The sequence below is a fragment of the Phreatobacter sp. GW821-FHT04C01 genome (assembly GCF_059420385.1).
This window is the reverse complement of record NZ_JBWKTP010000002.1, coordinates 575,076-599,449: the sequence shown is the minus strand read 5'-3', so window position 1 is coordinate 599,449 and position 24,374 is coordinate 575,076. Positions and strand designations below refer to the sequence as shown.

Below are 24,374 nucleotides of genomic sequence, written 5' to 3'. Positions count from 1 at the left end.
GTTCGCCATGACCACGAGCACCGATACCGCGCGCGAGGCCGAGACTGCCTGGAAATTTTGGCTGGACGACTTGGTCACATCATGGATCGACGAGCGAAACGCCACGATGCGCCATGACGTGGCTCGGATCGAGGAAGCCGTGAACGAAGCCCTCACCGCCGCCCGCCGTGCGGGAGCGGAGGAGATGCGGAGCAGGTGCGCTGCGAAAGCCGCGGCCTTTGCTGGTGTGGTCCCTGGGGGCGCCCTGACTATCGCAGCCGCCATCCGCGCCATCCCGATCGACGCCGAGGACGCCGTCCAATGATGAGCCCTGCTACCCCCGAGCCGAAGATCACCCACGCCGAGATCGTCGAGATGTTCGGCGCCTGGATGCCGCTTGAGGCCATGAGCCTGCTCGCCAATGACCGCGATGGGAAAACCATCGCGCAGGTCCGCGCTGAACTTCGGGAGATCGCTCGCCGCACCGCGCTCTCCGGCGCGTCCGAGCGGGAGGGGTGGAGGCCCACGCACCGGCACCGCAAGGGTGGCCTTTACATGGTCATCGCAGAGGGCCGGATCGAGGCGACGCTGGCGCCCGTCGTGATCTATCAGGCTCGTGATGGCACGACGTGGGTGCGACCGGCAGACGAGTTCAATGACGGGCGGTTCAAGCCTCTCCCCACCCCTCCCGCACCAGCCGTGGGGAGGGAGGGATGAGCCCGAAACCTGTCAAGGCGTTCGCCGCCGTCGGCCTCGATGGCGAGATCATGCCGGACCTCATCGCATGGACCGAGTGGGATGCTCGGGATCTCGCAGTGGTCCGCAGACGCGAAACCTGGAGATATCTGGCTCGCTGGGGCTGGCGCGTCATCCCCGTCACCATCACCCCTGGAGAGTGAGCATGAGCGTCCGCATTCTGATCGGAGACGCTCGAAAGCGCTTGGCCGAACTGCCTGACTGCTCCGTGCATTGCTGCGTGACTTCGCCGCCATACTTCGGCCTGCGCGACTACGGCGTCGACGGGCAGATGGGCCTTGAGGCCACACCTGACGCCTTTGTGGCTGAATTGGTCAAGGTGTTCCGCGACGTGCGCCGCGTGCTTCGGGAGGACGGGACGTTGTGGCTGAACTTGGGGGATAGTTATGCCAATGATGGGAAGTGGGGCGGATCGACGGGGGGCAAGCACGTGAGTTCGCTCCACGGGTCTCCTGTCGGCAGGATCAAGCGGCAAACGGGGCTCAAGTCTAAGGATCTGATCGGCATCCCTTGGCGTGTCGCCCTGGCCCTGCAAGCCGACGGCTGGTGGCTACGCGAAGACATCATCTGGTCCAAACCAAACGCGATGCCTGACCCGGTGAGGGACCGGTGCACGCGATCCCACGAATACCTGTTCCATTTGGCCAAATCGGAACGCTATTTCCACGACGCCGACGCCATCAAGGAAGCATCTGTTTCAGACCACCCCAGCGGAAACGGGTTCAAGCGCGACGCTCGCGTGAGCTACCGGAACGCCGATGGCTCAGCTCGCGGGCAGGATGAGCAGTGGACCGATATCGGCGGGATGAGGAACCGGCGTTCTGTTTGGACCGTCGCGACGTTGCCTTTCGCGGGCGCTCACTTCGCGACCTTCCCGCCTGCGCTAATCGAGCCCTGCATCAAGGCAAGTTGCCCGGATGGCGGGATGGTCCTTGACCCATTCGGTGGTGCCGGGACGACGGCAATGGTTGCCGACCGCCTCGGGCGGGATGCCATCCTGATCGAACTGAACCCTGAATATGCAGCCATCGCTGAGCGCCGGATCTATGCCGACGGCGGCATGCTCACAACAGTCGAGGTAGCAGCATGACCCTCCCCGACACCACGGCCCTCAAGGCGCTGGCGGAGGCCGCGAAAACTGCAACGCCTGGCCCCTGGAAACATGACGGCGTCTACGTGCTCAGCAAGTTCGTTGGCCACTACCGCAATGAGCCCGACGGCCATCATGGTCGGCTCTACAACGTCGTGTCCGTGCCCGACTGCGATCCGGTGCCGGCATGGCGCCTAGCCGACGCGGCCTTCATCGCCGCCGCCAACCCGCAGACCGTCCTCGCCCTCCTCTCCGCCGTCGAGACGCTGACGGCCGACCTGGCGCGCGTGACGGCGGAGCGGGACGAGGCGCGGGCAATCGCCGATGCTCAATCGGCCGGCCACAAACTCTGCGCCAGTCAATCGACGGCCAATCTCCTGCGCGCCACGACCTTTGAGCGTCAATATAGGCAAACCTGCCAAGATCTTTCAGGCGTCGTCGTTCGCGCCGCAACCGCAGAGGCGGAGGCGGCAGGGCTGCGCCGGCAGCTCGATGCGGTCCGGGGCGAGTTAGGCCGGCTCTCGGACCTCTTCGAGCACGCCCTGAAAACACCGGGCTATGGCCGCGACGAAAATTCGCGGGAGGAAGCGGAGGCGCGGCTGGACGCCGCCCGTCGCCTTACCACGCAGGGAGGCCTCAATGGCTGATCGTGAACCCCTTGAGGCTGCATGGACCGCCTTCGCGAAGGCTACCGGTCATATCGGCCCTACCATGCGAGAGCAGCGCGGTGTCTCGGCAGCGATCGCCGCATTCCTCCGGTCCGCTGCTGATCATCCAGAGACCGTGGAAACGCTCGCAATGGCGATCCACGACGATGATGACACGACCGCCACAGCTTGGCCCGATGGGACCGGGGATGACGGTCACCGTGGCGACGGCGGCTATGTTCGGCTCTGCCTGCACACCGAAACCTATCGCGATGCGGCCCGGGCTGCCGTCAAGGCCCTGATCCCGGCCAGCGAGCATGGAGGCGGCGAATGAATCTCCGCATCCTCAAGAAGCTCTCGCGCCGCGCGGCCCCGCTCCTTCCGCTCCTGGGCGACACGCGGCAACAGTTTCCGGCGGAAGCTGGCGACAACTACATCGGCATCGTGATCCGGGCGCGCAAACACTGGGAACGCGGCCGCTCGGCTCACGGCGACACGTTCCGCGATGGCTCGATCAAGCGGCGCGCGGCTGACGGACGGGGTTGGGTCTACATGCACCCGCCCGGCCATCCGCGCGCTGGCACGATCATGGTCGGCGGGACGTCCGGGGGCGAGGAGCCCGAGTGGAGCGAGGAGTCAGCCTGGGAGGCGCTGTACGACCTGGTTTGGTGGGCCTTCGCCGATTGTGACGAGGACGGGCCAAGGCCGACCCGCTCCCTGGCGACGCCGAGCAAGGTGTTCGCCGCGGCCGCCGAGCTGGTAGCTACGTGCTACCCCGCAGGACAGGGCGGCCGGAATGTCTGAGATGCGCCCTGTCCGAACCTATCGGGTCAGCGTCGACGGCTTCGAGGCTTATCTCTACAGCGCTCGCTCGCCTGGGCAGGCTCGCGCGCGCTGCTGGCGGGATTATTCGTCGTTCTGCGATGTCGGCTTTGGCGAATTTCTCAAGATCTCGCGCTTGCGTCGCGTCCCGAACCCACCCGGCATAGGCGACGCTATCCTCGTCGGAGGCCTGCCCGCTATTCGGGTGATCGGCGGCAGTGGGCACTATGTCGCGTTCATGCGGCCAGATGGTGACGACATCCTCTATTCGCACCCTGCTGATGTGACGGAGCCCCGCACATGACCACCCCTGACCCTACCCTGGAGGCGCGGGCGAGGGAGATCGTCGAGACCTTCCACGACAGCCACGGGCTGGAGCGCAATCTGCGGAACAGCCTGCGCATCCACATCGTCTATGCGTTCCGCGACGTGATCGAGGAAGCCGCCAAAACCGCGTGGGCCCAGTCCAATCAGGGCGCGACCCCTGATCAGATCGCAGCCGCCATCCGACAAGCGAAGGAAACCCCATGACCATCCTCGAAGGCCGCGCCCGCGAAATCGTCACCCTCATTGCCGGGACGCTTGGCTACTACCCCTCGCAGCCGAGGGACGAGCGAATGCTCTTGGCGGAGCATCTTGTCGCCAACATCCTACGGGTCGCCAAGTCCGACCCGCCAGAGCCTGCCGGCCAGGCGAAGGAGGGACGATGACCAGCCTCCGCAGGCACGCGCCCCTGATCAGCGACCTCCTGTCCGGCACCGCCGTGATCGGTGCTGCTGTCCTCGTCGCGCTCGCCGGCCATTCGCCGGTGCCGTCAGCGGTCGCCCCTGTGCCGGCCGTCTCCGCCCATTATCCGCGCCCGGCGATTGCCGAAACGATCATCGGCCATGTCGCGCAGTTGTCCGACGGCGACAGCTTTTTCTTGGCCACTGCGCCGGGGGCCTGCGGATCCTCGGCGCGCACCGCCGTCCGCACGGGTGCGCTCGGCTGCCGGCAGATCCGGCTGACCGGCATCGATGCGCCCGAACTGGCCCAGACCTGCACCCTCGGCGGCCAGCCGGTGCCCTGCGGCGTTACGGCCCGCGCCGAGCTCGAGCGATTGATCGCCGGCGACGAATTGACCTGCGAGACGCTGGCGGATGATCCCCGCGACCGGTACGGCCGGGCCATAGCGCTCTGCCGGACCAGCACCGGCGTCGATCTCAACATTGAGATGCTGCGCCTCGGCCAGGCCGTGCCGCTGCGCCAGTTTCTCCGCCAGCGACCGCACGCCGCGGCGTTCCTGGCGGCCGAGGCGGAGGCATATACCGCCAAGCGCGGGATTTGGGCTGGAGAGTTTCAGGCGCCGGCGGACTGGCGCGCGGCGAGGAGGGCGGGCAATTGAGGGATACGGCCCAAGCCCCCTCCCCGATCTTCGTCACCGGCGACACCGCCGCGCGGCTCTGCGAGGTCAGCCGCGACACCTGGGACAGCTGGGTCCGGTCAGGATTCGTCCCCCGCCCCTGTGTGGATCGCGGGCAAATCCTCCGCTGGCACTGGCCGACCGTCGAAGCCCGCCTTGCCGGCACGGTTGAGATGGCGGAGGTTGATCCCTTCGTCCAGGGGGTTCGCGATGCGAGGAAAGCCAGGGAAGCGCGCGAAAAGAAGGGCGCTCGTCGTGCCGCTGCCTGAGCACGTCTTCCGGGTCACCAAGAAGAGCGGCAAGGTCTATTATTACCATCAGCCCGGGAGGGCCGGCCCGAAAGAGCTTCGCGGCGCCCTGACGCCGATCCGCTTCGACCCGAAGGACCCGAAGTTCTGGACCGAGGCCAAGCGCCTCAATGGCGAAGACACGCGGCCCAAGGAAGGCACCTTCGGGCACCTCATCGCCGCCTACAAGGCCGGGCATCAATGGACGAATGTGCATACCGAGGGCACGCGAACCACCTATACCGTCTACATCAAGATCATTCTCGCGGCCTGGAAGGACATGGCCGTTGATGACTTGACGGTCGCCGGCGTGCTCGCGCAGCGCGACGACATCGCCGAAAAGGCGCCGACCTCGGCCAACATGTTCGTGACGGTGCTGCGGACCATTCTGAAATGGGGCATCAACGAACGAAAATGCGCCAACAACGCCGCCCGCGACATCGAGCAGCTCGACACCGAGATTGAACACGCCTTCCCCTGGCCCAGGGAGATCTGGCAGGCCGTCGTCGACCATGCACCTCCGGACCTGTCCCGCATGGCATTCCTGGGGCGGGTCACCGGCCAGCGGATCTCCGATCTCGTCAGCATGTGCCCGGCGAACATCAAGGGCGATATCCTCGCGTTCAAAATCAAGAAGCTCCGGAACAAGATGCACCGCCAGCCAATCGGGAAGGCCGATCTTGCAATCATCAAGGGCTGGGGCGCCGAAGACCTGACGCCGTTCATTACACGTGCCGACGGGAGCCGACATACCCCGCGGTCGCTCCGCTCCGCCCTGGCGGCGTGGCTCGGCAAGCGGGAGGATATCCAATCCGACGAAGAGATCCTGCCCCACGGTCTGCGTGCCATGGCCGCCTGCGATGCCCGCCTGAAGGGTCTGACGCACGAGGATATCGGCGCTCTCTACGCGATGAGCGTCGCCATGGTGAAGCGCTATACGATCAATATCGACCAGGAGATGGAGGCCCGCAACGCGCGGGTGAAATTGGATGCAGGTTGAAAACTGCATGGCCGAAACCTGCAAACTAAGGCAGCTAACTAGCTGACCAATCACGAGAAAATTCAGCCAGCCCATAAGGTCGGGTTAACGCTCAGTAACGGTGCGAATATTGCAGGTTCATGCCGCCCGCGAGCTGGTCGCTCCGAACGGGCAGAGCGCATCGGCGAATTGCCGGGCCGCCGCCGCCCAGGACCGGCTTTCGGCAACCGCGCGGCAGCGCGCCGGATCGAGCGTCAGGGCGGTCGCGATGGCCCGGGAAAGATCGTCGTCGAGGCAGGCGATCGCGGGGTCTCCGACCACGTCGATCGGCCCGGCAACCGGGAAAGCCGCCACCGGCAGGCCGCTCGCCAGGGCCTCCTGCATGACATTGCCATAGGTATCGGTGCGGCTGGTGAACACGAAGACGTCGGCCCCGGCATAGATCTCCGCCAGTGCTTCGCCGGTGCGCGCACCGAGGAACACCGCGTCCGGAAAGCGCCGTTCGAGCTCGGCGCGCTGCGGTCCGTCGCCGACCACCAGCTTGGTGCCGGGCAGGTTGAGCGCCAGGAAGGCCTCGAGATTCTTTTCGACCGCCAGCCGGCCGACGCTGAGCATGATCGGGCCGGGATAGGCGAGTTTCACCGCCGGACGCGGCCGGAACAGCTGGGTATCGACGCCGCGCGCCCAGAGCGCCAGGTTGGCGAAGCCCCAGCGCGACAGTTCCCCGCGCATGGTCTCGGTCGGCACCATGGTGCGCCGCGCCGCGCCGTGGAAATGCCGGAGCCAGGCATAGGTCCAGGCTTCCGGGATCGGCGCCCGGGCCCTGACATAGTCGGGATAGCGGGTGTGATAGCTGGTCGTGAACGGCAATTGCCGCGTCAGGCACCAGCGCCGGACCGCGTGCCCGATCGTGCCCTCGGTCGCGATATGCACGGCGTCCGGCCGGATCTCGTCCAGGCGACGGCCGATGGCCGGACCCGCCATGATTGCCAGCCGGATGTCCGGATAGGTCGGCAGCGGCAGGCTCGGCAGCCCTTCCGGGGTCACGAAATGCGCGGCGATGCCGAGCCCCGGCAGCGCCGCGGCGGTCTCCTGGAGCGAACGCACGACGCCGTTGATCTGGGGGCTCCAGGCGTCGGTCGCGATCGCCAGCCGCATCATGCGGCAACCTTGCGACCGCCCGGCAGCGGCAGGACGAGTTCGGGTTCGGCCTCGTCGGCTTCGGCCGGCGCCGTCTCGGGCAGGACCTCGGTCCAGCGGATGATCTCGAAGCGACCGTCATAGGTCTCGACCAGTGCCGAGCAGCTCTCCACCCAGTCGCCACAATTCATATAGCGGATGCCGAGCTGGTCATGGATCGCGGCGTGATGGATGTGCCCGCAGATCACGCCGTCGACCTTCTGGCGCTTGGCTTCGCTGGCCAGCGCCTCCTCGAAGGCGCCAATGAAATTGACCGCTTTCTTGACCTTCAGCTTGGCCCAGGCCGAGAGCGACCAATAGGTCAGCCCGAGCTTGCGGCGGACCAGGTTGAACCAGCGGTTCAGGTAGATCGCCGCGTCATAGGCCCAGTCGCCGAGATGGGCGAGCCAGCGCGCATGCATGACCACGACGTCGAAGGCGTCGCCATGGATGACCAGGAACCGCTTGCCGTCGGCCGAGGTGTAGATGGTCTCGTCCATCACCTCGATGCCACCGAAATGGGTGCCGAAATAGTCGCGCAGGAACTCGTCGTGATTGCCCGGCAGGTAGACGATCTGCGAGCCCTTGCGCACCTTGCGCAGCAGCTTCTGCACCACGTCGTTGTGCGATTGCGGCCAATGCCAGCCGCGCCTGAGCTGCCAGCCGTCGATGATGTCGCCGACGAGGTAGATGACGTCGGCATCGTTGTAGCGCAGGAAGTCGAGCAAGAGGCGGGTTTGCGAGCCGCGTGCGCCGAGGTGCACGTCGGAAATGAACATCGCCCGGTAACGCTTCTCCGTCATTGCCTTGGTCCCGCTCTTCAAGCTGCGGGCCCCAGGAACCAGATTCCCGTAGAGCTTTTGTGACACTGCGCGACAGGACCATCCCCGCGGCCGCCCGCGAGGGCCTGCCGGACGGGTTGTCGCGAGACTGTCGCACGGCCTTGCTAGCGCTTCGGCCATCGTCACCGCCCGAGTCGGATCATCCCGGCCGGCCGGCTTTCGCCGGTGGGTCGCGTCGACCCGGCACAGCCCAAGGAGCGCGCCATGGCAGGAGATCTCGATCGCGAAACGATGGAGAAAGCCTATGCCCGTTGGGCGCCGATCTATGACGCGGTGTGCGGGCCGGTGTTCGAAAAGGGCCGGCGCGCCGCGGCCCAGGCCGCCCGCCAGGTCGGTGGTCAGATTCTGGAGGTCGGCGTCGGCACCGGCCTGTCGTTTTCCGACTATGACGCCACCACCGAGATCACCGGCATCGACCTGTCCGGCCCCATGGTCGCCAAGGCGCGCGAAAGGATTGCGAGTGGCGCCTTCCCGCATGTGAAGCACGTCCAGGTCATGGACGCTCACGACCTCGCCTTCCCGGACCAGAGCTTCGATTGCGTCGTCGCCCAGTTCGTCATCACCCTGGTCGAGCGGCCCGAGCGCGTGCTCGACGAATGCGCGCGCGTGGCCAGGCCCGGGGCCGAGATCATCCTGGTCAACCACCTCTATTCCGAGCGCGGCGTCGCCGCCGCCATCGAGCGCTGGTTCTCCAAGCACGCCCACACTTTCGGCCTTCGTCCGGAATTCCCCTTCGCGCGCCTGCAGGCCTGGGCCGACAACCACGGCGGCGCGGAAGTGCTCGAGCGCCGGCGCGTCGGGCCGCTCGGTGTCTATTCGCTGGTCCGCTTCCGCAAGCTGGCGCCCGGTGCCGCCGTCGACATGCGGCGTGCCGCCGCCGGCTGAATCCGGCGCCCGAACACCCGGACCGAAGCGTTGCCTCCGGGCAACGCCACGACGGTTCCGTCGGCCTTGGGCGAACCGCCGCATTGATCACACCGGCGGTTCCGACCATACGGGACGTCCGTGTCCGATCCGACGGAGGCTCGTCCCATGCGCCCAGTGTTCCAGGCCGCTGCGCAAAGAAGCGCGGCCGCGCGCGCCAAGGTCGACAAGGCCCTCGGCACCTTGCCCCAATGGGATCTGAGCGCGCTTTATGACGCGATCGACGCTCCGGCGGTACGCCGCGACCTGGACGCCGCCGAGCAGGAGGCGCTGGCCTTCGAGACCGCCTTCAAGGGGCGCCTCGAGGCGATCGCGCAAACCGCCGGCCCGGAAACCGAGCTCGCCGAGGCGGTCGTGCGCTATGAGCGGCTCGAAGACCGGCTGGGGCGCCTCGCCTCCTTCGCCGGCCTCGTTTATGCCGGAGACACGACCGATCCGGTCCGGGCCAAGTTCTACGGCGACATCCAGGAGAAGATCACCGCGATTTCGTCGCATCTCCTGTTCTTCACGTTGGAACTGAACCGGATCGACGACGCACTGATCGACCGGGCCATGGCCGGGCCGAAACTCGGCCATTACCGGCCCTGGATCGAGGACATCCGCAAGGACAAGCCGTTCCAGCTCGAGGATCGCATCGAGCAATTGTTCCACGAGAAGGGCATGACCGGCCGGGCCGCCTGGAACCGGCTGTTCGACGAGACCATCGCCAGCCTGCGCTTCACCGTCGACGGCGAGGAGCTGACGCTGGAGCCGACGCTGAATTTCCTGCAGGACACCGCCGAGGAAAAGCGCAAGGCCGCCTCGGACGCGCTGACCGCGACCTTCAAGGACAATCTGCGCACCTTCACGCTGATCACCAATACGCTGGCCAAGGACAAGGAAATCTCCGACCGCTGGCGCGGCTTCGAGGACGTCGCGGATTCACGCCACCTCGGCAACCGGGTCGAGCGCGAAGTGGTCGACGCGCTGGTCGCCGCGGTGCGCGCGGCCTATCCCAGGCTGTCGCATCGCTATTACAAGCTGAAGGCCCGCTGGTTCGGACGCGAGACCTTGAACCACTGGGATCGCAACGCGCCGCTGCCGAAGGTCGAAAGCCGCACCATTTCCTGGAGCGAGGCGCGTGACACGGTGCTGTCGGCCTATGCGGGCTTCTCGCCCGAGATGGCCAATATCGCCAGGCGCTTCTTCGACGAGCGCTGGATCGACGCTCCCGTCCGGCCCGGCAAGGCGCCGGGCGCCTTCGCCCATCCGACCGTGCCCTCCGCCCACCCCTATGTCCTGCTCAACTATCAGGGCAAGCCGCGGGACGTGATGACGCTCGCTCACGAGCTCGGCCATGGCGTGCACCAGGTGCTGGCGGCCCCGAACGGCGCGCTGATGGCGCCGACGCCGCTGACGCTGGCCGAGACCGCTTCGGTGTTCGGCGAAATGCTGACCTTCAAGGCGATCCTCGAGGCGACCACCGATCCCGTCCAGAAAAAGGCCCTGCTGGCCTCCAAGGTCGAGGACATGATCAACACGGTCGTGCGCCAGATCGCCTTCTATTCCTATGAGCGCAAGATCCACATCGCGCGGCGCGACGGCGAATTGACCACCGAAGCGATCTGCGAGGCCTGGATGAGCGTGCAGGCCGAAAGCCTCGGGCCGGCGATCGCGCTGAAACCGGGTTACGAGACCTTCTGGGCCTATATCCCGCATTTCATCCACTCGCCTTTCTATGTCTATGCCTATGCCTTCGGCGATTGCCTGGTGAACTCGCTCTATGCGGTCTACGAAACCGCCGACAAGGGCTTCTCGCAGCGCTATCTCGCCATGCTGGCGGCCGGCGGCACCAAGCATCATTCCGAGGTGCTGGCACCCTTCGGGCTGGATGCGCGCGACCCGGCCTTCTGGCAGGGCGGGCTCGGCGTGATCGAGCGGATGATCGGCGAGCTGGAGGCGATGGAAGACTGATGTCGCACCAGACCGAGATCGTCACGCTGTTCTACAAGGGCCTGTGGGACCACGCCGACAAGAGCCTGATCCCGGCCATTTTCCACGAAGGGTTCACCTTTCGCGGCTCGCTCGGCCCGGTGCTGACCGGGCATGACCAGTTCGCCGGTTATGTCGATTTCGTCACCGGCGCGCTCGCCAGCTATACCAGCGATATTCTCGAATTGGTCGAACAGGACAACCGGGTCGCCGGCCGGCTGCGCTTCCACGGTTTCCACCAGGCCGAGCTGTTCGGCTTCGCGCCGACCGGCAAGCATGTCGCCTGGCAGGGCGCGCCGTTCTTCACCTTCGACGGCGACAAGGTGCGCGACCTCTGGGTGCTCGGCGACATCCACGGACTGGTCGAGCAATTGAAGGCCAACCAGGCCGCCTGGCGTCCCGGCAGCACCTGACGCCCCCCGGAAACATCGCACCGGACTTCCCGACACGGGCCGGCAAACCCATGCCGATAGGACGCCTGACCAACGTCCTCTTCAAATCCCCGCCGCCACGGGAGGCGGCCAGCGCATGCAACAGGTCTACCGCAACAACCGCTGGCGGCGTGTCCGCTTCCTTCAGATCGTCTTCTGGGCAGCCACGATCGGCTTTGCCTGGCTCGCCTGGTCGACGCGCGGCGGCAACGATCCGACCAACAACCATGTGGCCGCGCTGGTCCTGACCCCGATCGTGCTGCTCTGCGCGCTGGGCATGGAATTCTATCTGAGGCTCTACGTCACCGCCCTGTTCAAATCGCCGACCGAGGTCGGGGTCGAAACGCTGTCGACCATTGGCCGCAGCCGGGCCACCTATCCCTTGTCCGACATCTCCTTCGGCCGGGAGCGCCGCACCGATCCGCGCGCGACGCTGGTCGCCACCGGCTTCTATCTCGACAACAACTGGTCGTCGATGAAGGTGCTCACCCGCAAATGGGCCTATATCATCGACACGACCAAAGATTAGTTCGCTCGGGTGGGCAGGGAAAAGCGCAGCAATATCAACCATCTCCCAGAGGGAGAGGGTGGTGCCGTCAGGCGCCGGGTGAGGGGCGTAGGCGTTTGGAATTGATGCTGACGCTCGCGCAGCATGCGCCCCATCCTGAGAGGGACGTCCCCTCACCCGGCAGCTGACGCTGCCACCCTCTCCCTCTGGGAGAGGGTTGATTCGTCGGCGCTTTCCTTGAAAGTCGGCAACCGTCGTTGTACATTCTGTACAACGTGTGGAGGCGACCCATGAACGAAACACCGCGCAAGGTCGAAGCCGACGGTTTCATTCTGCAGATCCGCAAGATCGGCAATTCAGTCGGCCTCATCCTGCCCAAGGAATTGCTGGCCCGCGCCAAACTCGCCGATGGCGACAAGCTTTATGTCGCCGAGATGCCCGATGGTTCACTTCATTTGACGCCACGTGATCCGAATTTCGCCAAGGGCATGGCCAGCGCCGAGCGAGCGATCAAGAAGTACCGCAACGCCCTCGCCGAGCTCGCCAAATGAGCGAAGAAGGTTCGCGCGAACCGGTCTGGCTCACGACGGAACTGGTGATCGCGATGCACGATCGTCAGTTGCGCGAATTCGGCGGGCCGCCGGGCCTGCGTGATGCCGGAAGCCTGGAATCGGCTCTCGACCGACCCCGCAACAAATGGATGTATGAAGCACCGGATCTGGCCGAGCTCGCGGCGGCCTACGCGTTCGGCATCGCCCGCAATCACCCCTTCGTCGATGGCAACAAGCGCGCGGCGTTGCTGGCCCTTGTCGTCTTTCTCGACCTGAACGGCATCGAATTCGACGTGCCGGAAGCCGAATTCGCCGCCATCATCCTCGCATTGGCCGCGGGCGAGGTCGCCGAGGACGGCCTGACCCGCTGGATCCGCGACAACTGGCCGGCCTGAGCCTGCCGCGCCGCCGCCCTCTCGCGGCCATCGACCGCGCGCACTATCTGTCAGCCGAGACGTGAGCCGGAGCCCGCATGTCAGAACGCGACGATGAAGCCAACCGCCTGACCGGCCGGTTGTCCCGTTATGCCCGTGTCGGCGCCAATGTGTCCGGCGCGGCCGTCTCGATCGCCGCTGCCCGGCTGTTCGGCATGGGGCTCGACCGCGAGAAGAACGCCGCCGACCTGACGCGCGCGCTCGGCGGCCTGAAGGGGCCGATCATGAAGGTCGCGCAATTGCTGGCGACCATCCCCGAGGTGCTGCCGCCGGAATATGCCAACGAACTGCAGAAATTGCAGTCCGAAGCTCCGCCGATGGGGCCCGCCTTCGTCAAGCGGCGCATGATGGCCGAGCTTGGCGCCGACTGGGAAAAGCGCTTCGCCGGCTTCGACAAGATGCCCGCCGCCGCCGCGTCCCTCGGCCAGGTGCATCGCGCCACCGCCCATGACGGCATGCGGCTCGCCTGCAAGCTGCAATATCCGGACATGATGTCGGCGGTCGAGGCCGATATCGCGCAGCTTGAGATCCTGTTCGCCCTGCAGCGCCGCATGGACCCGGCGATCGACACCCGCGAGATCATCAAGGAGATCAGCGCGCGGGTTCGCGAGGAACTCGATTATCGCCGCGAGGCCAAACATGCCGCGCTCTATGCCGAAGTCTTGAAGGGCGAGCCGCTGGTGCGCGTGCCGGCCGTGCGGCCGGAACTCTCCACCGGCCGGCTGCTGACCCTGTCCTGGCTCGACGGCACGAAGATGCTGAGCCATGTCGAGGCGCCGCTCGAAGCCCGCAACCGGCTCGCCACCGCCATGTTCCGGGCTTGGTGGCATCCCTTCGCCGCCATCGGCGTGATCCACGGCGACCCGCATCTCGGCAATTACACCGTGTTCGATCACGACGGCGAACCCGGCGGCATCAATCTGCTCGACTATGGCTGCGTGCGCATCTTCCCGGCGCGCTTCATCGGCGCGGTGATCGACCTCTACAAGGGCCTGGAAACCGGCGACGAGGCGCGCGTCGTCCATGCCTACGAGACCTGGGGATTCAAGAACCTGCGCAAGGACCTGATCGAGGTCCTCAACCTCTGGGCCCGCTTCATCTACGGGCCGCTGCTCGATGATCGCGTCCGCTCGATCGCCGATGGGGTGGCGCCCGGCGACTACGGCCGGCGCGAAGCCTTCCAGGTGCACAAGGCCCTGAGGGAGCGCGGCCCGGTGACCATCCCGCAGGAATTCGTGCTGATGGACCGCGCCGCGATCGGGCTCGGCGGTGTGTTCCTGCATCTCAGGGCCGAGCTCAATTTCTATCGCCTCTACAACGAGGAGATCGACAATTTCAGCCTCGAACGCGTGGCGGAGCGGCAGGATGCGGCCCTTGGTCTCGCCGGCCTGAAGGCGGCCTGAGCCGAAACGGGAGAACGGACCCCATGCCCGATCATGCCGGACCAGCGGCGACGGCAGCCCGGTTGACCGCGGCCTGTCCGCAACTGTTCACCACGGACATGACGCGCAGCTGTGCCTTCTTCACCCGAAAGCTCGGCTTCGCCATCGGCTTCCTGCATGGCGACCCGCCGTTCTACGGCCAGGTGACGCGCGACGGCGTCAGGCTCAACCTGCGCCATGTCGACGCCATGCCCTTCGGCGGCGATGTCCGCGCCACCGACCATCTCCTGTCGGCCTATGTCGAGGTCAGCGACATCGATGCGCTGCATGCCGAATATCAGGCCAGCGGCGCCCCGTTGCACCAGCCGCTCACCACCCAGCCTTGGAACGTCAGGGACTTCGTCGTGCGCGATCCCGACGGCAACCTGATCCTGTTCGCGAGCCACTGATGGCAGTCTATGTCGACGCGCCCATATGGCCCTGGCAGGGCCTGAAGTGGTGCCACCTTCTCGCCGACGACGTCGACGAGCTGCATCGCTTCGCGGCCTCGATCGGCATTCACCGGCTGTGCTACCAGGGGCCGCCCAAGAGCGGCGCGCCGCATTACGACCTGACCGGCTTCGAGCGCAAGAAGGCGATCGCCGCCGGCGCCAGGATCTGCTCGCGCGAGGAAATCGTCGCGGTGTTCCGGCGCGTCAAGATTCGACGTCCGGCGCGGCCGAAACCGCCGCCGGCGGCCGCCATCCCTTGACAGGCCGGCCGATCCCCCCGAAACCGAAGCCGCCTCACCCGGAGACTTTCTCGTGGCCCAATTGCCGCCGCTGAAAATCCTGCTCTGCTCGCCGCGCGGCTTCTGCGCCGGCGTGGTGCGCGCCATCGACGCGGTCGAACAGGCGCTGAGGATCTACGGGCCGCCGGTCTATGTCCGTCACGAGATCGTCCACAACCGCTTCGTCGTCGACGGCCTGAAGGCGAAAGGCGCCATCTTCGTCGAGGAGCTCGCCGAGATCCCCGACACCGACGCCCCGGTGATCTTCTCGGCCCATGGCGTGGCGAAGTCGGTGCCGGCGGAAGCCGAGAAGCGCAATTTCCTGGCGATCGACGCCACCTGTCCGCTGGTCACCAAGGTGCATCGCGAGGCCGAGATCCATTTCCGGCGCGGCCGCGAGGTGGTGCTGGTCGGCCACGCCGGCCACCCGGAAGTGGTCGGCACCATGGGGCAGCTGCCGCCGGGCGCGGTGACCCTGGTCGAGACGCTGGCACAGGCCAAGGCCTTCATCCCGAAGGACGAGCGTGCGCTCGCCTATGTCACCCAGACGACGCTATCGGTCGACGACACCCGCGAGATCGTCGAATTCCTCAATGGCCGGTTCCCGGCCATTGTCGGCCCGCACAAGGAAGACATCTGCTACGCCACCACCAACCGGCAGGAGGCGGTGAAGCGGGTCGCCCCCCTGGTCGAGGCGATGATCGTGGTCGGCGCGCCGAACTCATCGAATTCGCAACGCCTGCGCGAGGTCGCCGAGCGCGAGGGCTGCCGCATCTCCGAGCTGGTCCAGCGCGCCGCCGACATCGATTGGGACCGCTTCGGCGACATCGTCTCGCTCGGCATCACCGCCGGCGCCTCGGCGCCGGAAGTGCTGGTCGAGGAAATCATCGAGGCTTTCGCGACCCGCTACGCCGTGCAGGTCGAGACGGTCTCGACGGCCGACGAGAGCGTCTTCTTCCCCCTGCCCCGCCAGCTCCGGCCCGACGCCGCAGCCTGAAGGTTTTCCCGATATGGCCGTCTATACCGATGTCACCGCCGAAGACCTGTCGGCGCATCTCGCGCGTTACGACATCGGCACGCTGCTGTCGTTCAAGGGCATCGCGGAGGGCGTGGAGAATTCCAACTTCCTGCTCCACACGACCAAGGCCAGCTACATCCTGACGCTCTATGAAAAGCGGGTCGACCCGAACGACCTGCCGTTTTTCATTGGCCTGATGGAACACCTGGCAAGCCGTGGCCTCATTTGCCCGCAGCCGGTGAAGATGCGGGATGGCAGCGCGCTCGGCGAACTGGCCGGCCGGCCGGCGGCGATCGTCACCTTTCTCGAAGGCGTCTGGATCCGGCGCCCGCAGGTCGGCCATTGCGCCGCCGTCGGCCGGGCGCTCGCCGAACTGCATCTCGCCGGCCAAGGCTTCCCGATCCACCGCGTCAACGCCTTGTCGGTGCCCGGCTGGCGGCCGCTCTACGAGCGCGCCCGCGACCGCGCCGACACGGTGGCACCCGGACTGGCGGCGACGATTGCCCATGAACTCGCCCATTGCGAGGCATCCTGGCCGCGCGGCCTGCCGGCCGGCGTGATCCATGCCGACCTGTTCAACGACAATGTGTTCTTCCTGAACGATCGCCTGTCCGGGCTGATCGACTTCTATTTCGCCTGCAACGACATCCTGGCCTATGACCTCGCCATCTGCCTGAACGCCTGGTGCTTCTCGCCCGACAACGAGTTCGATTTCGCCAAGGGCACCGCCATGCTCGCCGCCTATCAGCAGGTGCGCCCCTTGAGCGCGGCCGAGCGCCAGGCGCTGCCGCTGCTGGCGCGCGGTTCGGCCCTGCGCTTTCTGCTGACCAGGCTGGTCGACTGGCTGAACGTGCCGGCGGGCGCCGTCGTCACGCCCAAGGATCCGATCGAATATCTCTCGAAGCTGCGCTTTCACCAGCGCGTCGTCTCAGCCACGGAATATGGCCTTTCATGACCAAGAGCGTTGAAATCTTCACCGATGGGGCCTGTTCGGGCAATCCCGGCCCGGGCGGCTGGGGCGCCATCCTGCGCTATGGCGACCAGGTCAAGGAGCTCTCCGGCGGCGAGGCCGAGACCACCAACAATCGCATGGAGCTCCTGGCCGCGATCAGCGCGCTGGAAGCGATCAACCGCCATTCGGCGATCGACCTGCATACCGACAGCCAATATGTGAAAAACGGCATCATGACCTGGATTCATGGCTGGAAGCGCAATGGCTGGCGCACCGCCGACAAGAAGCCGGTCAAGAATGCCGACCTGTGGCAGCGGCTCGACGCCGCCCGCGACCGCCATGAGGTGACCTGGCACTGGGTCAAGGGCCATGCCGGCCATGACCAGAACGAACGGGCGGACGAGCTGGCGCGGGCCGGCATGGCACCGTTCAAGAAACGCAACGGCGCGGGTTAGGCCCGAACCAGATCCGGACCGGCAGCGGAGGCGCGCGCGCATCATGACATTGGCGATGAGCTGGAGCGAATGGGCCCGGCACGACGCGACCGCGCTCGCCGCCCGCGTCCGCGGCGGCGAGGTTACCGCAGCCGAGCTCGCCGCCCAGGCGGCCGCGGCCATCGACAAGATGAATCCGGCGCTCGGCGCGGTGGTCGAGGTCTTCGCCGATGTCGTGGCCGATCCCCTCAAGGACGGGATGAACCCGCAGGGCGCCTTCGCCGGCGTCCCCTATCTGATGAAGGATCTCGGCCCGACCCTGAAAGGCCGGCTTCAGGAAATGGGCTCGCTGTTGATGCGCGGCCATGTCGCCGCCGCCGACAGCCATCTGACCCAGCGCATTCGCAATGCCGGCCTGAACATTGTCGGGCGCTCGACCACGCCGGAATTCGGCGTCTGCAGCTCGGCGGAAAATCCCGCGCTCTATGTGACGCGCAATCCCTGGGACCTCGGCCATACCACCTGCGGCTCGTCGGCGGGCACGGCCGCCATGGTCGCGGCCGGCGCAACCCCGATCTCCCATGGCACCGACGGCGGCGGCTCGATCCGGATCCCCGCCGGCGTCAACGGCAATATCGGCCTCAAGCCGTCGCGCGGGGTGTTCTCCGTCGGCCCCAACGGCTCCGACCTGATGGGCATCGTCTCGGCGCAGGGCTGCATCAGCCGGACGGTTCGCGACACCGCCGCCTTCGTCGACATCTGCCGCGGCGGCGCGCCCGGCGAGTTCATGCCCTACTGGACCGCAGGCGAGAGCTATACCGATCAGATCCGCCGCGAGCCCGGGCGGCTGCGCATCGCCCTGTCGCACCAGTGGGGCGACAACCGTGCCACGCCCCCTATCGTCGCCGAACTCGAGCGCGCCGGCCGTTTCCTGGAGGGGCTCGGTCATCATGTCGACTGGGCGCTGCCGGAGATCGATTTCACGGCCGCCTATCAAGCGCAGACAACCTGCTACATCACCAATTTCGCCCAGACCATCGACCTGCTGCTCAAGGCGCGTGGCCTCGAACGGCCGCCGGAAGACCTGGTCGAACCGATGAACATCCGGATCTGGGAAGCCGGCATCAACGCTTCCTACTCGGAACGGACCCGCATGCAGGCGGCGTTCAACACCGTGTCGCGTGGCTTCGGCCGCTTCTTCGAGGAATGGGACATCATCCTGACGCCAACCATGGCGAAACCCACCCCGGCGATCGGCACGACGGAATATCTCACCACCAGCGACAATCCCTCGGTCTACGACTGGTTCGGCAATCTATGGGGCCTGTTCGCCTATACGCCGCTCGCCAACCTGTGCGGCATTCCCGGTATTTCCATGCCCTTCGGCCTGCAGGAGAACGGCCTGCCCATGGGCATCCAGGCGCAGACGAAACAGGCCGGCGACGGGCTGCTGCTGCAACTGGCGGCGCAGGTCGAGCGGGCGCTCGACGGCCAATGGAACGCCGGACGGCTGCCGCGCACCCACGTCACCCGCCTCTGAGGCCCGGCGCGGGAGCCACGAACCGTTAACCATGTCGCTGCGGCGGAATGGCGCATGCGCGGTCCGCGGCAGGGCTTTTGCGATCGTCCCCGGTGCGGGGTCGTGAGTGTCCCTGCATGAGACAGGAGTGCAGGACCATGCCGACGACCTCGATCAAAGCCGCCAGCCTCGACCAGATCGAACTCGACCCCGCGCCGATCCGGCCGGAATGGATCCTGGAGGGCCAGCCGACGGCGCGCTGCCGGCACTGGTCGGACAGCAGCGACGGCACCACCTCGGCCATGGTCTGGGATTGCACCGCCGGCCGGTTCCGTTGGTATTTCGGCGGCGACGAGATCGTCCACATCATCGAGGGCGAAGTGATCGTCAAGGGCGACGACACCCCGGAGCGCCGGCTGAAGCCGGGCGATGCCGCCCTGTTTCGCGCCGGCACATGGGCCACCTGGCATGTGCCGCATTATGTCCGCAAACACGCGATCTGCCGCGACAGCCTGCCGGTCGCGATCACCTTGCCGCTCAAGGTCACGAAAAAGGCGGCCCGCCTGGCGAACCGCCTGATCGATCGCGTCGTTCATCGCATTCCAGGCTATGCCGCCAACGAGAACCTGCCTTTCGTCCTCGTCGGCGCCATGGTGCTCTGAGCCGGCCGCCGCCGGGCGGCCGGCCCCGAAACCCGGATCAGAGCTGCTTCAGCAGCGCCTCGGCGCCGGAGACGTCCGCCTTGCCGGGCGCATCCTCGACATTGAGCTGGGCCACGACGCCGTCCTTGACCAGCATGGAGTAACGCTTCGAGCGCATGCCCATGCCGAAGGCCGACATGTCGTTGTCGAGGCCGATCGCCTTGGCGAAGTCGGCGCTGCCGTCGGCGAGCACGCCGACCTTGTCGGCGGCGCCGGAGGCTTTCTGCCAGGCATCGAGCACGAAGATATCGTTGGTCGAGGTCGCGTAGATCGCGTCCACGCCCTTGGCCTTGAAGGCCTCGGCATTGGCGACGAAGCCGGGCATGTGGTTCTTGTGGCAGGTCGGAGTGAAGGCGCCGGGCACGGCGAACAGGACCACCGTCTTGCCGGCGAAAATATCGGCCGTGGTCCTGGCCCCCGGACCATCGGCGGTCATCTGGCGGAAGGTCGCGTCGGGCAGGCGGTCGCCAATCTTGATGGTCATCGGGGTTTCCTCGTCGTCGAGACTGCTCGCGTTCAGGCGAGCCGTGAAGGGACGACGAAAGCAATAGTCGCTCCGCCCCGCCGCGTCGAGACGGCTAGACCAAGATGGGCGTGCGCGGCCTCCGGTCAGACCAGACGCAGCCTGGTTTCCAGCGCCCGCGGGCCGGCGACCAGCGTGAAGGTGATGGGGTGGTCGAGCGCCACGACCCCGCGCGGCGCGCCGTCCAGCGTCAGCTTGAAGCGGCGGACCGGACCGGCGGTGTCGAGCGCTTCCGGCAAAGGCAGCGACCAGGTCGCCTCCGGGCCTTCGGCGAACAGATCGACGCGTCCGGCATCGGATCCGACCTTCGCCGCCAGCGTCGCCACCGGATGCGCCCCGCCGGTGTCGACCGAGACGACGGACAGGGCCATGCCCTCCTGGGCGGTCAACGGCACGCGCGCGGCGAATTTCGCCACCTCGCCCGCCAGCGCCGGATCCGACGCGGCGCCGGCGATCAGCGCCAGACGGACCTCGCCCTTGGCCGGAATGCAGATATTGTCGCAGACGGCATAGTCCACCTTGGCCGCGAGCACGACCGGTTTCGCCGGATCCCGCGGCGTGACCACCAGCGGAAACACCACATCCATCTTGTAGCCGATCGACTGGCCGCCGCCATCGGCGAAACGATGCGGCGCGGGCCAGGCCAGCTGCACGTCGGCGGCATTGTCGGAACCCGACCAGTCGAACATCGGCGGTACGCCCGAATCGCCCGGCGTGCGCCAATAGGTCTTGGTGCCCGGCGACAGGGTCACCTGCAGGCCGGCCCGGTGACGCAATGCCGCGGCCTCGCCGGTCGAGCCGGCGCCGATCAGGCGGATCGCCGACCGGCTGTCGCGCGACCAGTCGGACGCCGCCTGTCCGGCGAATGCCCGACGGGACAAGGCGAGGCCTGGCACGGCCAGGACCATCAGGGACGAGAGAAAGAGACGACGATCAACCATTTGAGGGGATCTAGTGCGCAGGGCCCCACCTGACCACTGACGATCCGGTGATATCAGCGCACAATCCTGACACAGGAGCGTCAACAGGCCGTGAAGCAGGGATCTCGTCTTCGCAACCGGTAGCCATCGGACGCATTCCGGGTTAGTTTTCCGCCATGGCGCAGCAACCGACCAAACGCAAGCCGCGCGGCACGTCCCGCGGCTACCTCGACGGACAAATGCTCATCGCGATGCCAACCATGCGCGATGAACGCTTCGCCCGCAGTGTCATCTATGTCTGCGCTCATTCCTCCGATGGCGCCATGGGCATCGTGGTGAACCAGACGGCGACCAATCTGGCCTTTCCCGACCTCCTGGTGCAGCTCGACATCATCCCCGAGGACCAGAAGATCATGCTGCCGGCCAGCACGTCCGCCGTCAGGGTTCTGCGCGGTGGGCCGGTGGAGACCGGCCGAGGCTTCGTCCTGCACAGCTCGGACTTCTATATCGAGAACTCGACGCTGCCGATCGACGAAGGCATCTGCCTGACCGCCACGCTGGATATTCTGAAGGCGATGGCGACCGGCGACGGACCGGCCAACGCGGTGCTGGCGCTCGGTTATGCCGGCTGGGGCGCCGGCCAGCTCGAAAACGAGATCCAGGCCAATGGCTGGCTGCATTGCCCCGCCGACCAGGACCTGATCTTCGGCGCCGACCTCGAAACCAAATATGATCGCGCCATGCGCAAGATCGGCATCGACCCCTCCATGCTGTCGCGTGAGGCCGGCCACGCCTGACGCGCCCGGTCTTAAGGGACAAGCGCGGCAAGCCGGCTGGACGCGACAAGCCGATAGCTGCGCCTGACGAGCCAGAGCACCTCGTCCCAATCGGGCCCGCCGTCGAGCCGCATGCCGACCCAGCCCTTCGGCCCGAAATAGGGCGGCGCGAAGAACCGTCCGGGATCCGCGCCGACAAGTACCGCCTGGCTACCCGCGGGGGCTTTGCACCAGACGGCGACGCGGCCGTCGATCTGCCGGTCCATGGCGAAGATCTTGTCGCCGACACGGTAGGTCGGCCCCCGCTTCATCGGCACTTCCTGCGCCTCGGGAAGCGCCAGGCAGATCAGCCTCAGACGCGCGGCGGGCTGTTCGGACATGGCACGACCTCGCTGCCCGGCCGCCGTCCCCGGCCGGTGCGCCAGCATCACGCCGCGTGACCCCGGCTGTCCACCGCGGGATGGCGGCGAGCCGGCATCCGGACGACGACAGGCCGGCAAGCCCTGATCTCACCGTCCCGCCTTTTGCAGCCGGCCGGCATTGGACAGGATGGTCGCGGTCAATGCGGTCGCGGCTTCATGTTGCGGACCCGGACCGATGACCACGAATTCCATCATGCCGAGCGCCGGCAGATCACGCGAGGCCGGCAGCGGCACCAGCCCGGCCGGCATCAGCCGCGCCGAATGGGCGGTGACGCCGAGACCAGCCATGGTCGCCGCCCGAAGCCCGCTGAAGCTGCCGCTGGCGCAGGCGACCCGCCAGGACCGGCCGGCCCGGTCGAGCGCGTCGAGCGCCAGCGCGCGGGTGACGCTCGGTGGCGGAAACAGCACCAGCGGCAGCGGCCGCTCCGGATCCGGCCGGATACCGGCCCGCCCGAGCCACACCAATTGCTCGCGCCAGGCCGGCTGGCCGCGCGGATCTCCGGTCCGCCGCTTGACGAAGATCAGGTCCAGTTCGCCGGCATCGTAGCGTTCGTAGAGAATGCCGCTGATGCCGACGGTGAGTTCGAGGTCGATCGAACTGTGGGTCTCGGCGAATTCGGCGAGCACGTCGGGCAGTTCCGACAGGACGAAGTCCTCCGACGCGCCGAAGCGCAGCCGCCCGCGCAGTGCCGAGCCGGAGACGAAGCGCTCCATGCGGGCATTGGCTTCCAGCACGCCGCGGGCGAAATCGATCAGGGCGTCGCCATCGGGTGTCAGCGCCACCGCGTGCGTGTCGCGGGCGAACAGCAGGCGCTGGATGTCGCCCTCGAGCCGCTTGATGTGCTGGCTCACCGTCGACTGCCGGACACCCAGGCGTGCCGCCGCCAAGGTGAAGCTCTTGGTTTCCGCCACCATCAGGAAGGACCGCAGCAGGGCGGGATGCGGCAGGTCCATGGCTCACCCCGGTTATCATGAAACGCGAATTCTAATATCATTTCCATTTCAAAACAAAATGACCGACAGAAATGGAAACCAGACCCGCGCTTCCCGAAAGGATCAGGCCATGGCTTCCCGCATCCTTGCTCGCCTGCCGATCGACCCCTATCTCGTCGCCCTCGCGGCAACGGTTGGGCTCGCCGCCCTGATGCCGGCGCATGGGATCGGCGCCCGTGTCCTGGACCAGGCGGTCCAGGCGGCGATCGCGCTCTTGTTCTTTCTCTACGGCGCCAGGCTGGCGCCCCGGGCGGTGGCCGAGGGCATCGCCCACTGGCGTCTGCAGTCGCTCGTCTTCGCCAGCACCTTCGTGCTGTTCCCGCTCGTTGCGCTCGCGCTCACCAGCGCCCTGAAGCCCTGGCTCTCGCCCGACCTCGCGCTCGGCCTGATGTTCGTCAGCGTGCTGCCCTCGACCGTGCAGTCCTCGATCGCCTTCACCGCGATCGCGCGCGGCAATGTCCCGGCGGCGCTGTGCAGCGCGACGCTGTCGAACCTCGCCGGCATGGTGATGACGCCGCTGCTGGTCGGGCTTCTGCTCAATGCCCGCGGCGGCGGTTTCAGCGTGCAGGCGCTCGAAGGCATCGCGCTGAAGCTCCTGCTGCCCTTTGCGCTCGGCCAGCTCGCCCGCCCCTGGCTCGGCAAGGTCCTCGCGCGCCACCAGACGGTCACCGCCCTGGTCGATCGCGGCTCCATCCTGCTGATCGTCTATTCCGCCTTCAGCGCCGGCATGGTCGCCGGCATCTGGTCGCAGATCGACCGCACCGGCCTCGAGCTGGTCATCCTGCTGTCGGCCGTCATGCTGGCCGCGGTCCTGGCGATCACCACCATGCTCAGCCGCCGGCTCGGTTTCGCCCGGGAAGACGAGATCGCCATCGTGTTCTGCGGTTCGAAGAAGAGCCTGGCGAGCGGCATCTCCATGGCCAATATCCTGTTCGCCGGCCAGCCGGTCGGCCTGATCGTGCTGCCGCTGATGCTGTTCCACCAGGCCCAGCTGTTCGCCTGCGCCATGCTGGCCCAGCGTTATGCCGCGCGCGAAGCCGCACCCACGGCGCCGGGTCTCGCACGGCGCTGACGCGCCGGTCGCGAGGCCGACAAAAAGCGTCGCCCCGCTCTCGCGTCGTGTGGCGAAATCGGGCTAGGCTCCTGTCCCAGGGAGACGGAAC

35 protein-coding genes are annotated in these 24,374 nt (G+C 66.8%); 29 read left to right on the top strand and 6 right to left on the bottom strand.

The genetic code is table 11. The annotated features are described in order from the left end of the window. Window positions 1–7: 7 nt before the first annotated feature. From AC07WJ_RS09740 to AC07WJ_RS09680, 13 genes are read left to right on the top strand one after another with little or no spacing between them, the layout of a single operon-like run. Window positions 8–304, top strand: coding sequence for a hypothetical protein (locus AC07WJ_RS09740; protein WP_494934360.1), 297 nt, complete (start codon window positions 8–10; stop codon window positions 302–304). Further along, the gene (locus tag AC07WJ_RS09735; protein WP_494934359.1) at window positions 301–696 is read left to right on the top strand and encodes a DUF1653 domain-containing protein; all 396 of its coding nucleotides are present in this window, start codon (window positions 301–303) and stop codon (window positions 694–696) included. Before AC07WJ_RS09740 ends, AC07WJ_RS09735 begins: the two co-directional genes overlap by 4 nt. Continuing rightward, window positions 693–878, top strand: a complete 186-nt coding sequence (locus AC07WJ_RS09730; RefSeq protein ID WP_494934358.1) for a hypothetical protein — start codon at window positions 693–695, stop codon at window positions 876–878. The genes AC07WJ_RS09735 and AC07WJ_RS09730 overlap by 4 nt, the downstream gene beginning before the upstream one ends. Before the next feature lie 2 nt (window positions 879–880). Next, the gene (locus AC07WJ_RS09725) at window positions 881–1,825 is read left to right on the top strand and encodes a DNA-methyltransferase (protein ID WP_494934357.1); all 945 of its coding nucleotides are present in this window, start codon (window positions 881–883) and stop codon (window positions 1,823–1,825) included. Then, window positions 1,822–2,472: an ead/Ea22-like family protein gene (locus AC07WJ_RS09720; RefSeq protein WP_494934356.1), complete on the top strand. Its 651-nt coding sequence runs from the start codon at window positions 1,822–1,824 to the stop codon at window positions 2,470–2,472. The genes AC07WJ_RS09725 and AC07WJ_RS09720 overlap by 4 nt, the downstream gene beginning before the upstream one ends. Further along, window positions 2,465–2,806, top strand: a complete 342-nt coding sequence (locus tag AC07WJ_RS09715) for a hypothetical protein (RefSeq protein ID WP_494934355.1) — start codon at window positions 2,465–2,467, stop codon at window positions 2,804–2,806. The genes AC07WJ_RS09720 and AC07WJ_RS09715 overlap by 8 nt, the downstream gene beginning before the upstream one ends. Next, a complete protein-coding gene (locus AC07WJ_RS09710) occupies window positions 2,803–3,276 on the top strand; it encodes a hypothetical protein (RefSeq protein WP_494934354.1) in 474 nt (157 codons plus the stop codon). The genes AC07WJ_RS09715 and AC07WJ_RS09710 overlap by 4 nt, the downstream gene beginning before the upstream one ends. Then, window positions 3,269–3,598, top strand: coding sequence for a hypothetical protein (locus tag AC07WJ_RS09705; RefSeq protein WP_494934353.1), 330 nt, complete (start codon window positions 3,269–3,271; stop codon window positions 3,596–3,598). The genes AC07WJ_RS09710 and AC07WJ_RS09705 overlap by 8 nt, the downstream gene beginning before the upstream one ends. Beyond that, complete coding sequence (locus tag AC07WJ_RS09700; protein ID WP_494934352.1) at window positions 3,595–3,825, top strand: hypothetical protein; 231 nt, start codon at window positions 3,595–3,597, stop codon at window positions 3,823–3,825. Before AC07WJ_RS09705 ends, AC07WJ_RS09700 begins: the two co-directional genes overlap by 4 nt. Then, window positions 3,822–4,004 (top strand): hypothetical protein, encoded by a 183-nt coding sequence (locus tag AC07WJ_RS09695; protein WP_494934351.1) that lies wholly within the window; start codon window positions 3,822–3,824, stop codon window positions 4,002–4,004. The genes AC07WJ_RS09700 and AC07WJ_RS09695 overlap by 4 nt, the downstream gene beginning before the upstream one ends. After that, complete coding sequence (locus tag AC07WJ_RS09690; RefSeq protein WP_494934350.1) at window positions 4,001–4,678, top strand: thermonuclease family protein; 678 nt, start codon at window positions 4,001–4,003, stop codon at window positions 4,676–4,678. The genes AC07WJ_RS09695 and AC07WJ_RS09690 overlap by 4 nt, the downstream gene beginning before the upstream one ends. Then, window positions 4,675–4,965 carry a hypothetical protein gene (locus AC07WJ_RS09685; protein ID WP_494934349.1) on the top strand — a complete coding sequence of 97 codons (291 nt, stop codon included), beginning with the start codon at window positions 4,675–4,677 and terminating at the stop codon, window positions 4,963–4,965. Before AC07WJ_RS09690 ends, AC07WJ_RS09685 begins: the two co-directional genes overlap by 4 nt. Further along, a complete protein-coding gene (locus AC07WJ_RS09680) occupies window positions 4,952–5,983 on the top strand; it encodes a site-specific integrase (protein WP_494934348.1) in 1,032 nt (343 codons plus the stop codon). Before AC07WJ_RS09685 ends, AC07WJ_RS09680 begins: the two co-directional genes overlap by 14 nt. A gap of 117 nt (window positions 5,984–6,100) precedes the next feature. On the opposite strand, the gene AC07WJ_RS09675 is transcribed toward AC07WJ_RS09680, so the two are convergent. Beyond that, on the bottom strand, window positions 6,101–7,123 hold the full coding sequence (locus AC07WJ_RS09675; protein ID WP_494934347.1) for a glycosyltransferase family 4 protein: 1,023 nt from the start codon (window positions 7,121–7,123) through the stop codon (window positions 6,101–6,103). Next, window positions 7,120–7,944: a UDP-2,3-diacylglucosamine diphosphatase gene (locus AC07WJ_RS09670; protein ID WP_494934346.1), complete on the bottom strand. Its 825-nt coding sequence runs from the start codon at window positions 7,942–7,944 to the stop codon at window positions 7,120–7,122. Before AC07WJ_RS09670 ends, AC07WJ_RS09675 begins: the two co-directional genes overlap by 4 nt. A gap of 243 nt (window positions 7,945–8,187) precedes the next feature. Here AC07WJ_RS09670 and AC07WJ_RS09665 point away from each other — a divergent pair, with 243 nt between their 5' ends. The 14 genes from AC07WJ_RS09665 (at window position 8,188) to AC07WJ_RS09600 (ending at window position 19,538) form a co-directional block, all read left to right on the top strand. Further along, window positions 8,188–8,868: a class I SAM-dependent methyltransferase gene (locus AC07WJ_RS09665; RefSeq protein ID WP_494934345.1), complete on the top strand. Its 681-nt coding sequence runs from the start codon at window positions 8,188–8,190 to the stop codon at window positions 8,866–8,868. Between the two features lie 147 nt (window positions 8,869–9,015). After that, the gene (locus AC07WJ_RS09660; RefSeq protein ID WP_494934344.1) at window positions 9,016–10,860 is read left to right on the top strand and encodes a M3 family oligoendopeptidase; all 1,845 of its coding nucleotides are present in this window, start codon (window positions 9,016–9,018) and stop codon (window positions 10,858–10,860) included. Next, window positions 10,860–11,291, top strand: a complete 432-nt coding sequence (locus tag AC07WJ_RS09655) for an ester cyclase (protein ID WP_494934343.1) — start codon at window positions 10,860–10,862, stop codon at window positions 11,289–11,291. Before AC07WJ_RS09660 ends, AC07WJ_RS09655 begins: the two co-directional genes overlap by 1 nt. 115 nt (window positions 11,292–11,406) lie before the next feature. Continuing rightward, on the top strand, window positions 11,407–11,838 hold the full coding sequence (locus AC07WJ_RS09650) for a TMEM70/TMEM186/TMEM223 family protein (RefSeq protein ID WP_494934342.1): 432 nt from the start codon (window positions 11,407–11,409) through the stop codon (window positions 11,836–11,838). Between the two features lie 269 nt (window positions 11,839–12,107). Then, entirely contained in the window at window positions 12,108–12,368 is a 261-nt protein-coding gene (locus AC07WJ_RS09645) for an AbrB/MazE/SpoVT family DNA-binding domain-containing protein (protein WP_494934341.1), read from the top strand. Continuing rightward, on the top strand, window positions 12,365–12,763 hold the full coding sequence (locus AC07WJ_RS09640) for a type II toxin-antitoxin system death-on-curing family toxin (RefSeq protein WP_494934340.1): 399 nt from the start codon (window positions 12,365–12,367) through the stop codon (window positions 12,761–12,763). Before AC07WJ_RS09645 ends, AC07WJ_RS09640 begins: the two co-directional genes overlap by 4 nt. Window positions 12,764–12,840: 77 nt before the next feature. After that, complete coding sequence (locus tag AC07WJ_RS09635; RefSeq protein ID WP_494934339.1) at window positions 12,841–14,205, top strand: ABC1 kinase family protein; 1,365 nt, start codon at window positions 12,841–12,843, stop codon at window positions 14,203–14,205. Between the two features lie 23 nt (window positions 14,206–14,228). Further along, complete coding sequence (locus tag AC07WJ_RS09630; protein ID WP_494934338.1) at window positions 14,229–14,633, top strand: bleomycin resistance protein; 405 nt, start codon at window positions 14,229–14,231, stop codon at window positions 14,631–14,633. Next, a complete protein-coding gene (locus AC07WJ_RS09625; protein WP_494934337.1) occupies window positions 14,633–14,935 on the top strand; it encodes a DUF4031 domain-containing protein in 303 nt (100 codons plus the stop codon). The genes AC07WJ_RS09630 and AC07WJ_RS09625 overlap by 1 nt, the downstream gene beginning before the upstream one ends. A gap of 52 nt (window positions 14,936–14,987) precedes the next feature. Continuing rightward, complete coding sequence (ispH, locus tag AC07WJ_RS09620) at window positions 14,988–15,950, top strand: 4-hydroxy-3-methylbut-2-enyl diphosphate reductase (protein ID WP_494934336.1); 963 nt, start codon at window positions 14,988–14,990, stop codon at window positions 15,948–15,950. 13 nt (window positions 15,951–15,963) lie between these two features. Then, window positions 15,964–16,926, top strand: coding sequence for a homoserine kinase (locus AC07WJ_RS09615; protein WP_494934335.1), 963 nt, complete (start codon window positions 15,964–15,966; stop codon window positions 16,924–16,926). Continuing rightward, a complete protein-coding gene (rnhA, locus tag AC07WJ_RS09610; protein WP_494934334.1) occupies window positions 16,923–17,378 on the top strand; it encodes a ribonuclease HI in 456 nt (151 codons plus the stop codon). The genes AC07WJ_RS09615 and rnhA overlap by 4 nt, the downstream gene beginning before the upstream one ends. A gap of 43 nt (window positions 17,379–17,421) precedes the next feature. After that, on the top strand, window positions 17,422–18,897 hold the full coding sequence (locus AC07WJ_RS09605; protein ID WP_494934333.1) for an amidase: 1,476 nt from the start codon (window positions 17,422–17,424) through the stop codon (window positions 18,895–18,897). A gap of 137 nt (window positions 18,898–19,034) precedes the next feature. Beyond that, window positions 19,035–19,538 carry a cupin domain-containing protein gene (locus AC07WJ_RS09600; protein WP_494934332.1) on the top strand — a complete coding sequence of 168 codons (504 nt, stop codon included), beginning with the start codon at window positions 19,035–19,037 and terminating at the stop codon, window positions 19,536–19,538. A gap of 37 nt (window positions 19,539–19,575) precedes the next feature. Here AC07WJ_RS09600 and AC07WJ_RS09595 read toward each other — a convergent pair whose 3' ends face one another. Next, entirely contained in the window at window positions 19,576–20,061 is a 486-nt protein-coding gene (locus AC07WJ_RS09595) for a peroxiredoxin (RefSeq protein ID WP_494934331.1), read from the bottom strand. A gap of 125 nt (window positions 20,062–20,186) precedes the next feature. Further along, window positions 20,187–21,041: a protein-disulfide reductase DsbD domain-containing protein gene (locus tag AC07WJ_RS09590; RefSeq protein WP_494934330.1), complete on the bottom strand. Its 855-nt coding sequence runs from the start codon at window positions 21,039–21,041 to the stop codon at window positions 20,187–20,189. A 155-nt stretch (window positions 21,042–21,196) separates the two neighbouring features. On the opposite strand from AC07WJ_RS09590, the gene AC07WJ_RS09585 reads away from it, so the two are divergent. Then, window positions 21,197–21,817, top strand: coding sequence for a YqgE/AlgH family protein (locus AC07WJ_RS09585; protein ID WP_494934329.1), 621 nt, complete (start codon window positions 21,197–21,199; stop codon window positions 21,815–21,817). An 11-nt stretch (window positions 21,818–21,828) separates the two neighbouring features. Here AC07WJ_RS09585 and AC07WJ_RS09580 read toward each other — a convergent pair whose 3' ends face one another. Both AC07WJ_RS09580 and AC07WJ_RS09575 read right to left on the bottom strand, forming a co-directional pair. Beyond that, window positions 21,829–22,176, bottom strand: a complete 348-nt coding sequence (locus AC07WJ_RS09580) for an MmcQ/YjbR family DNA-binding protein (protein WP_494934328.1) — start codon at window positions 22,174–22,176, stop codon at window positions 21,829–21,831. 129 nt (window positions 22,177–22,305) lie between these two features. Next, complete coding sequence (locus AC07WJ_RS09575) at window positions 22,306–23,172, bottom strand: LysR family transcriptional regulator (RefSeq protein ID WP_494934327.1); 867 nt, start codon at window positions 23,170–23,172, stop codon at window positions 22,306–22,308. Between the two features lie 109 nt (window positions 23,173–23,281). On the opposite strand from AC07WJ_RS09575, the gene AC07WJ_RS09570 reads away from it, so the two are divergent. Continuing rightward, complete coding sequence (locus AC07WJ_RS09570; RefSeq protein WP_494934326.1) at window positions 23,282–24,283, top strand: bile acid:sodium symporter family protein; 1,002 nt, start codon at window positions 23,282–23,284, stop codon at window positions 24,281–24,283. Window positions 24,284–24,374: the final 91 nt, after the last annotated feature.

Excerpts from the sequence above, each read along its gene's own strand:
- AC07WJ_RS09740 (WP_494934360.1), top strand. The coding sequence starts at position 8 with ATGACCACGAGCACCGATACCGCGCGCGAGGCCGAGACTGCCTGGAAA.
- AC07WJ_RS09735 (WP_494934359.1), top strand. The coding sequence starts at position 301 with ATGATGAGCCCTGCTACCCCCGAGCCGAAGATCACCCACGCCGAGATC.
- AC07WJ_RS09730 (WP_494934358.1), top strand. The coding sequence starts at position 693 with ATGAGCCCGAAACCTGTCAAGGCGTTCGCCGCCGTCGGCCTCGATGGC.
- AC07WJ_RS09725 (WP_494934357.1), top strand. The coding sequence starts at position 881 with ATGAGCGTCCGCATTCTGATCGGAGACGCTCGAAAGCGCTTGGCCGAA.
- AC07WJ_RS09720 (WP_494934356.1), top strand. The coding sequence starts at position 1,822 with ATGACCCTCCCCGACACCACGGCCCTCAAGGCGCTGGCGGAGGCCGCG.
- AC07WJ_RS09715 (WP_494934355.1), top strand. The coding sequence starts at position 2,465 with ATGGCTGATCGTGAACCCCTTGAGGCTGCATGGACCGCCTTCGCGAAG.
- AC07WJ_RS09710 (WP_494934354.1), top strand. The coding sequence starts at position 2,803 with ATGAATCTCCGCATCCTCAAGAAGCTCTCGCGCCGCGCGGCCCCGCTC.
- AC07WJ_RS09705 (WP_494934353.1), top strand. The coding sequence starts at position 3,269 with ATGTCTGAGATGCGCCCTGTCCGAACCTATCGGGTCAGCGTCGACGGC.
- AC07WJ_RS09700 (WP_494934352.1), top strand. The coding sequence starts at position 3,595 with ATGACCACCCCTGACCCTACCCTGGAGGCGCGGGCGAGGGAGATCGTC.
- AC07WJ_RS09695 (WP_494934351.1), top strand. The coding sequence starts at position 3,822 with ATGACCATCCTCGAAGGCCGCGCCCGCGAAATCGTCACCCTCATTGCC.
- AC07WJ_RS09690 (WP_494934350.1), top strand. The coding sequence starts at position 4,001 with ATGACCAGCCTCCGCAGGCACGCGCCCCTGATCAGCGACCTCCTGTCC.
- AC07WJ_RS09675 (WP_494934347.1), bottom strand. The coding sequence starts at position 7,123 with ATGATGCGGCTGGCGATCGCGACCGACGCCTGGAGCCCCCAGATCAAC.
- AC07WJ_RS09670 (WP_494934346.1), bottom strand. The coding sequence starts at position 7,944 with ATGACGGAGAAGCGTTACCGGGCGATGTTCATTTCCGACGTGCACCTC.
- AC07WJ_RS09665 (WP_494934345.1), top strand. The coding sequence starts at position 8,188 with ATGGCAGGAGATCTCGATCGCGAAACGATGGAGAAAGCCTATGCCCGT.
- AC07WJ_RS09660 (WP_494934344.1), top strand. The coding sequence starts at position 9,016 with ATGCGCCCAGTGTTCCAGGCCGCTGCGCAAAGAAGCGCGGCCGCGCGC.
- AC07WJ_RS09655 (WP_494934343.1), top strand. The coding sequence starts at position 10,860 with ATGTCGCACCAGACCGAGATCGTCACGCTGTTCTACAAGGGCCTGTGG.
- AC07WJ_RS09650 (WP_494934342.1), top strand. The coding sequence starts at position 11,407 with ATGCAACAGGTCTACCGCAACAACCGCTGGCGGCGTGTCCGCTTCCTT.
- AC07WJ_RS09645 (WP_494934341.1), top strand. The coding sequence starts at position 12,108 with ATGAACGAAACACCGCGCAAGGTCGAAGCCGACGGTTTCATTCTGCAG.
- AC07WJ_RS09640 (WP_494934340.1), top strand. The coding sequence starts at position 12,365 with ATGAGCGAAGAAGGTTCGCGCGAACCGGTCTGGCTCACGACGGAACTG.
- AC07WJ_RS09635 (WP_494934339.1), top strand. The coding sequence starts at position 12,841 with ATGTCAGAACGCGACGATGAAGCCAACCGCCTGACCGGCCGGTTGTCC.
- AC07WJ_RS09630 (WP_494934338.1), top strand. The coding sequence starts at position 14,229 with ATGCCCGATCATGCCGGACCAGCGGCGACGGCAGCCCGGTTGACCGCG.
- AC07WJ_RS09625 (WP_494934337.1), top strand. The coding sequence starts at position 14,633 with ATGGCAGTCTATGTCGACGCGCCCATATGGCCCTGGCAGGGCCTGAAG.
- AC07WJ_RS09615 (WP_494934335.1), top strand. The coding sequence starts at position 15,964 with ATGGCCGTCTATACCGATGTCACCGCCGAAGACCTGTCGGCGCATCTC.
- rnhA (WP_494934334.1), top strand. The coding sequence starts at position 16,923 with ATGACCAAGAGCGTTGAAATCTTCACCGATGGGGCCTGTTCGGGCAAT.
- AC07WJ_RS09605 (WP_494934333.1), top strand. The coding sequence starts at position 17,422 with ATGACATTGGCGATGAGCTGGAGCGAATGGGCCCGGCACGACGCGACC.
- AC07WJ_RS09600 (WP_494934332.1), top strand. The coding sequence starts at position 19,035 with ATGCCGACGACCTCGATCAAAGCCGCCAGCCTCGACCAGATCGAACTC.
- AC07WJ_RS09595 (WP_494934331.1), bottom strand. The coding sequence starts at position 20,061 with ATGACCATCAAGATTGGCGACCGCCTGCCCGACGCGACCTTCCGCCAG.
- AC07WJ_RS09590 (WP_494934330.1), bottom strand. The coding sequence starts at position 21,041 with ATGGTTGATCGTCGTCTCTTTCTCTCGTCCCTGATGGTCCTGGCCGTG.
- AC07WJ_RS09585 (WP_494934329.1), top strand. The coding sequence starts at position 21,197 with ATGGCGCAGCAACCGACCAAACGCAAGCCGCGCGGCACGTCCCGCGGC.
- AC07WJ_RS09580 (WP_494934328.1), bottom strand. The coding sequence starts at position 22,176 with ATGTCCGAACAGCCCGCCGCGCGTCTGAGGCTGATCTGCCTGGCGCTT.
- AC07WJ_RS09575 (WP_494934327.1), bottom strand. The coding sequence starts at position 23,172 with ATGGACCTGCCGCATCCCGCCCTGCTGCGGTCCTTCCTGATGGTGGCG.
- AC07WJ_RS09570 (WP_494934326.1), top strand. The coding sequence starts at position 23,282 with ATGGCTTCCCGCATCCTTGCTCGCCTGCCGATCGACCCCTATCTCGTC.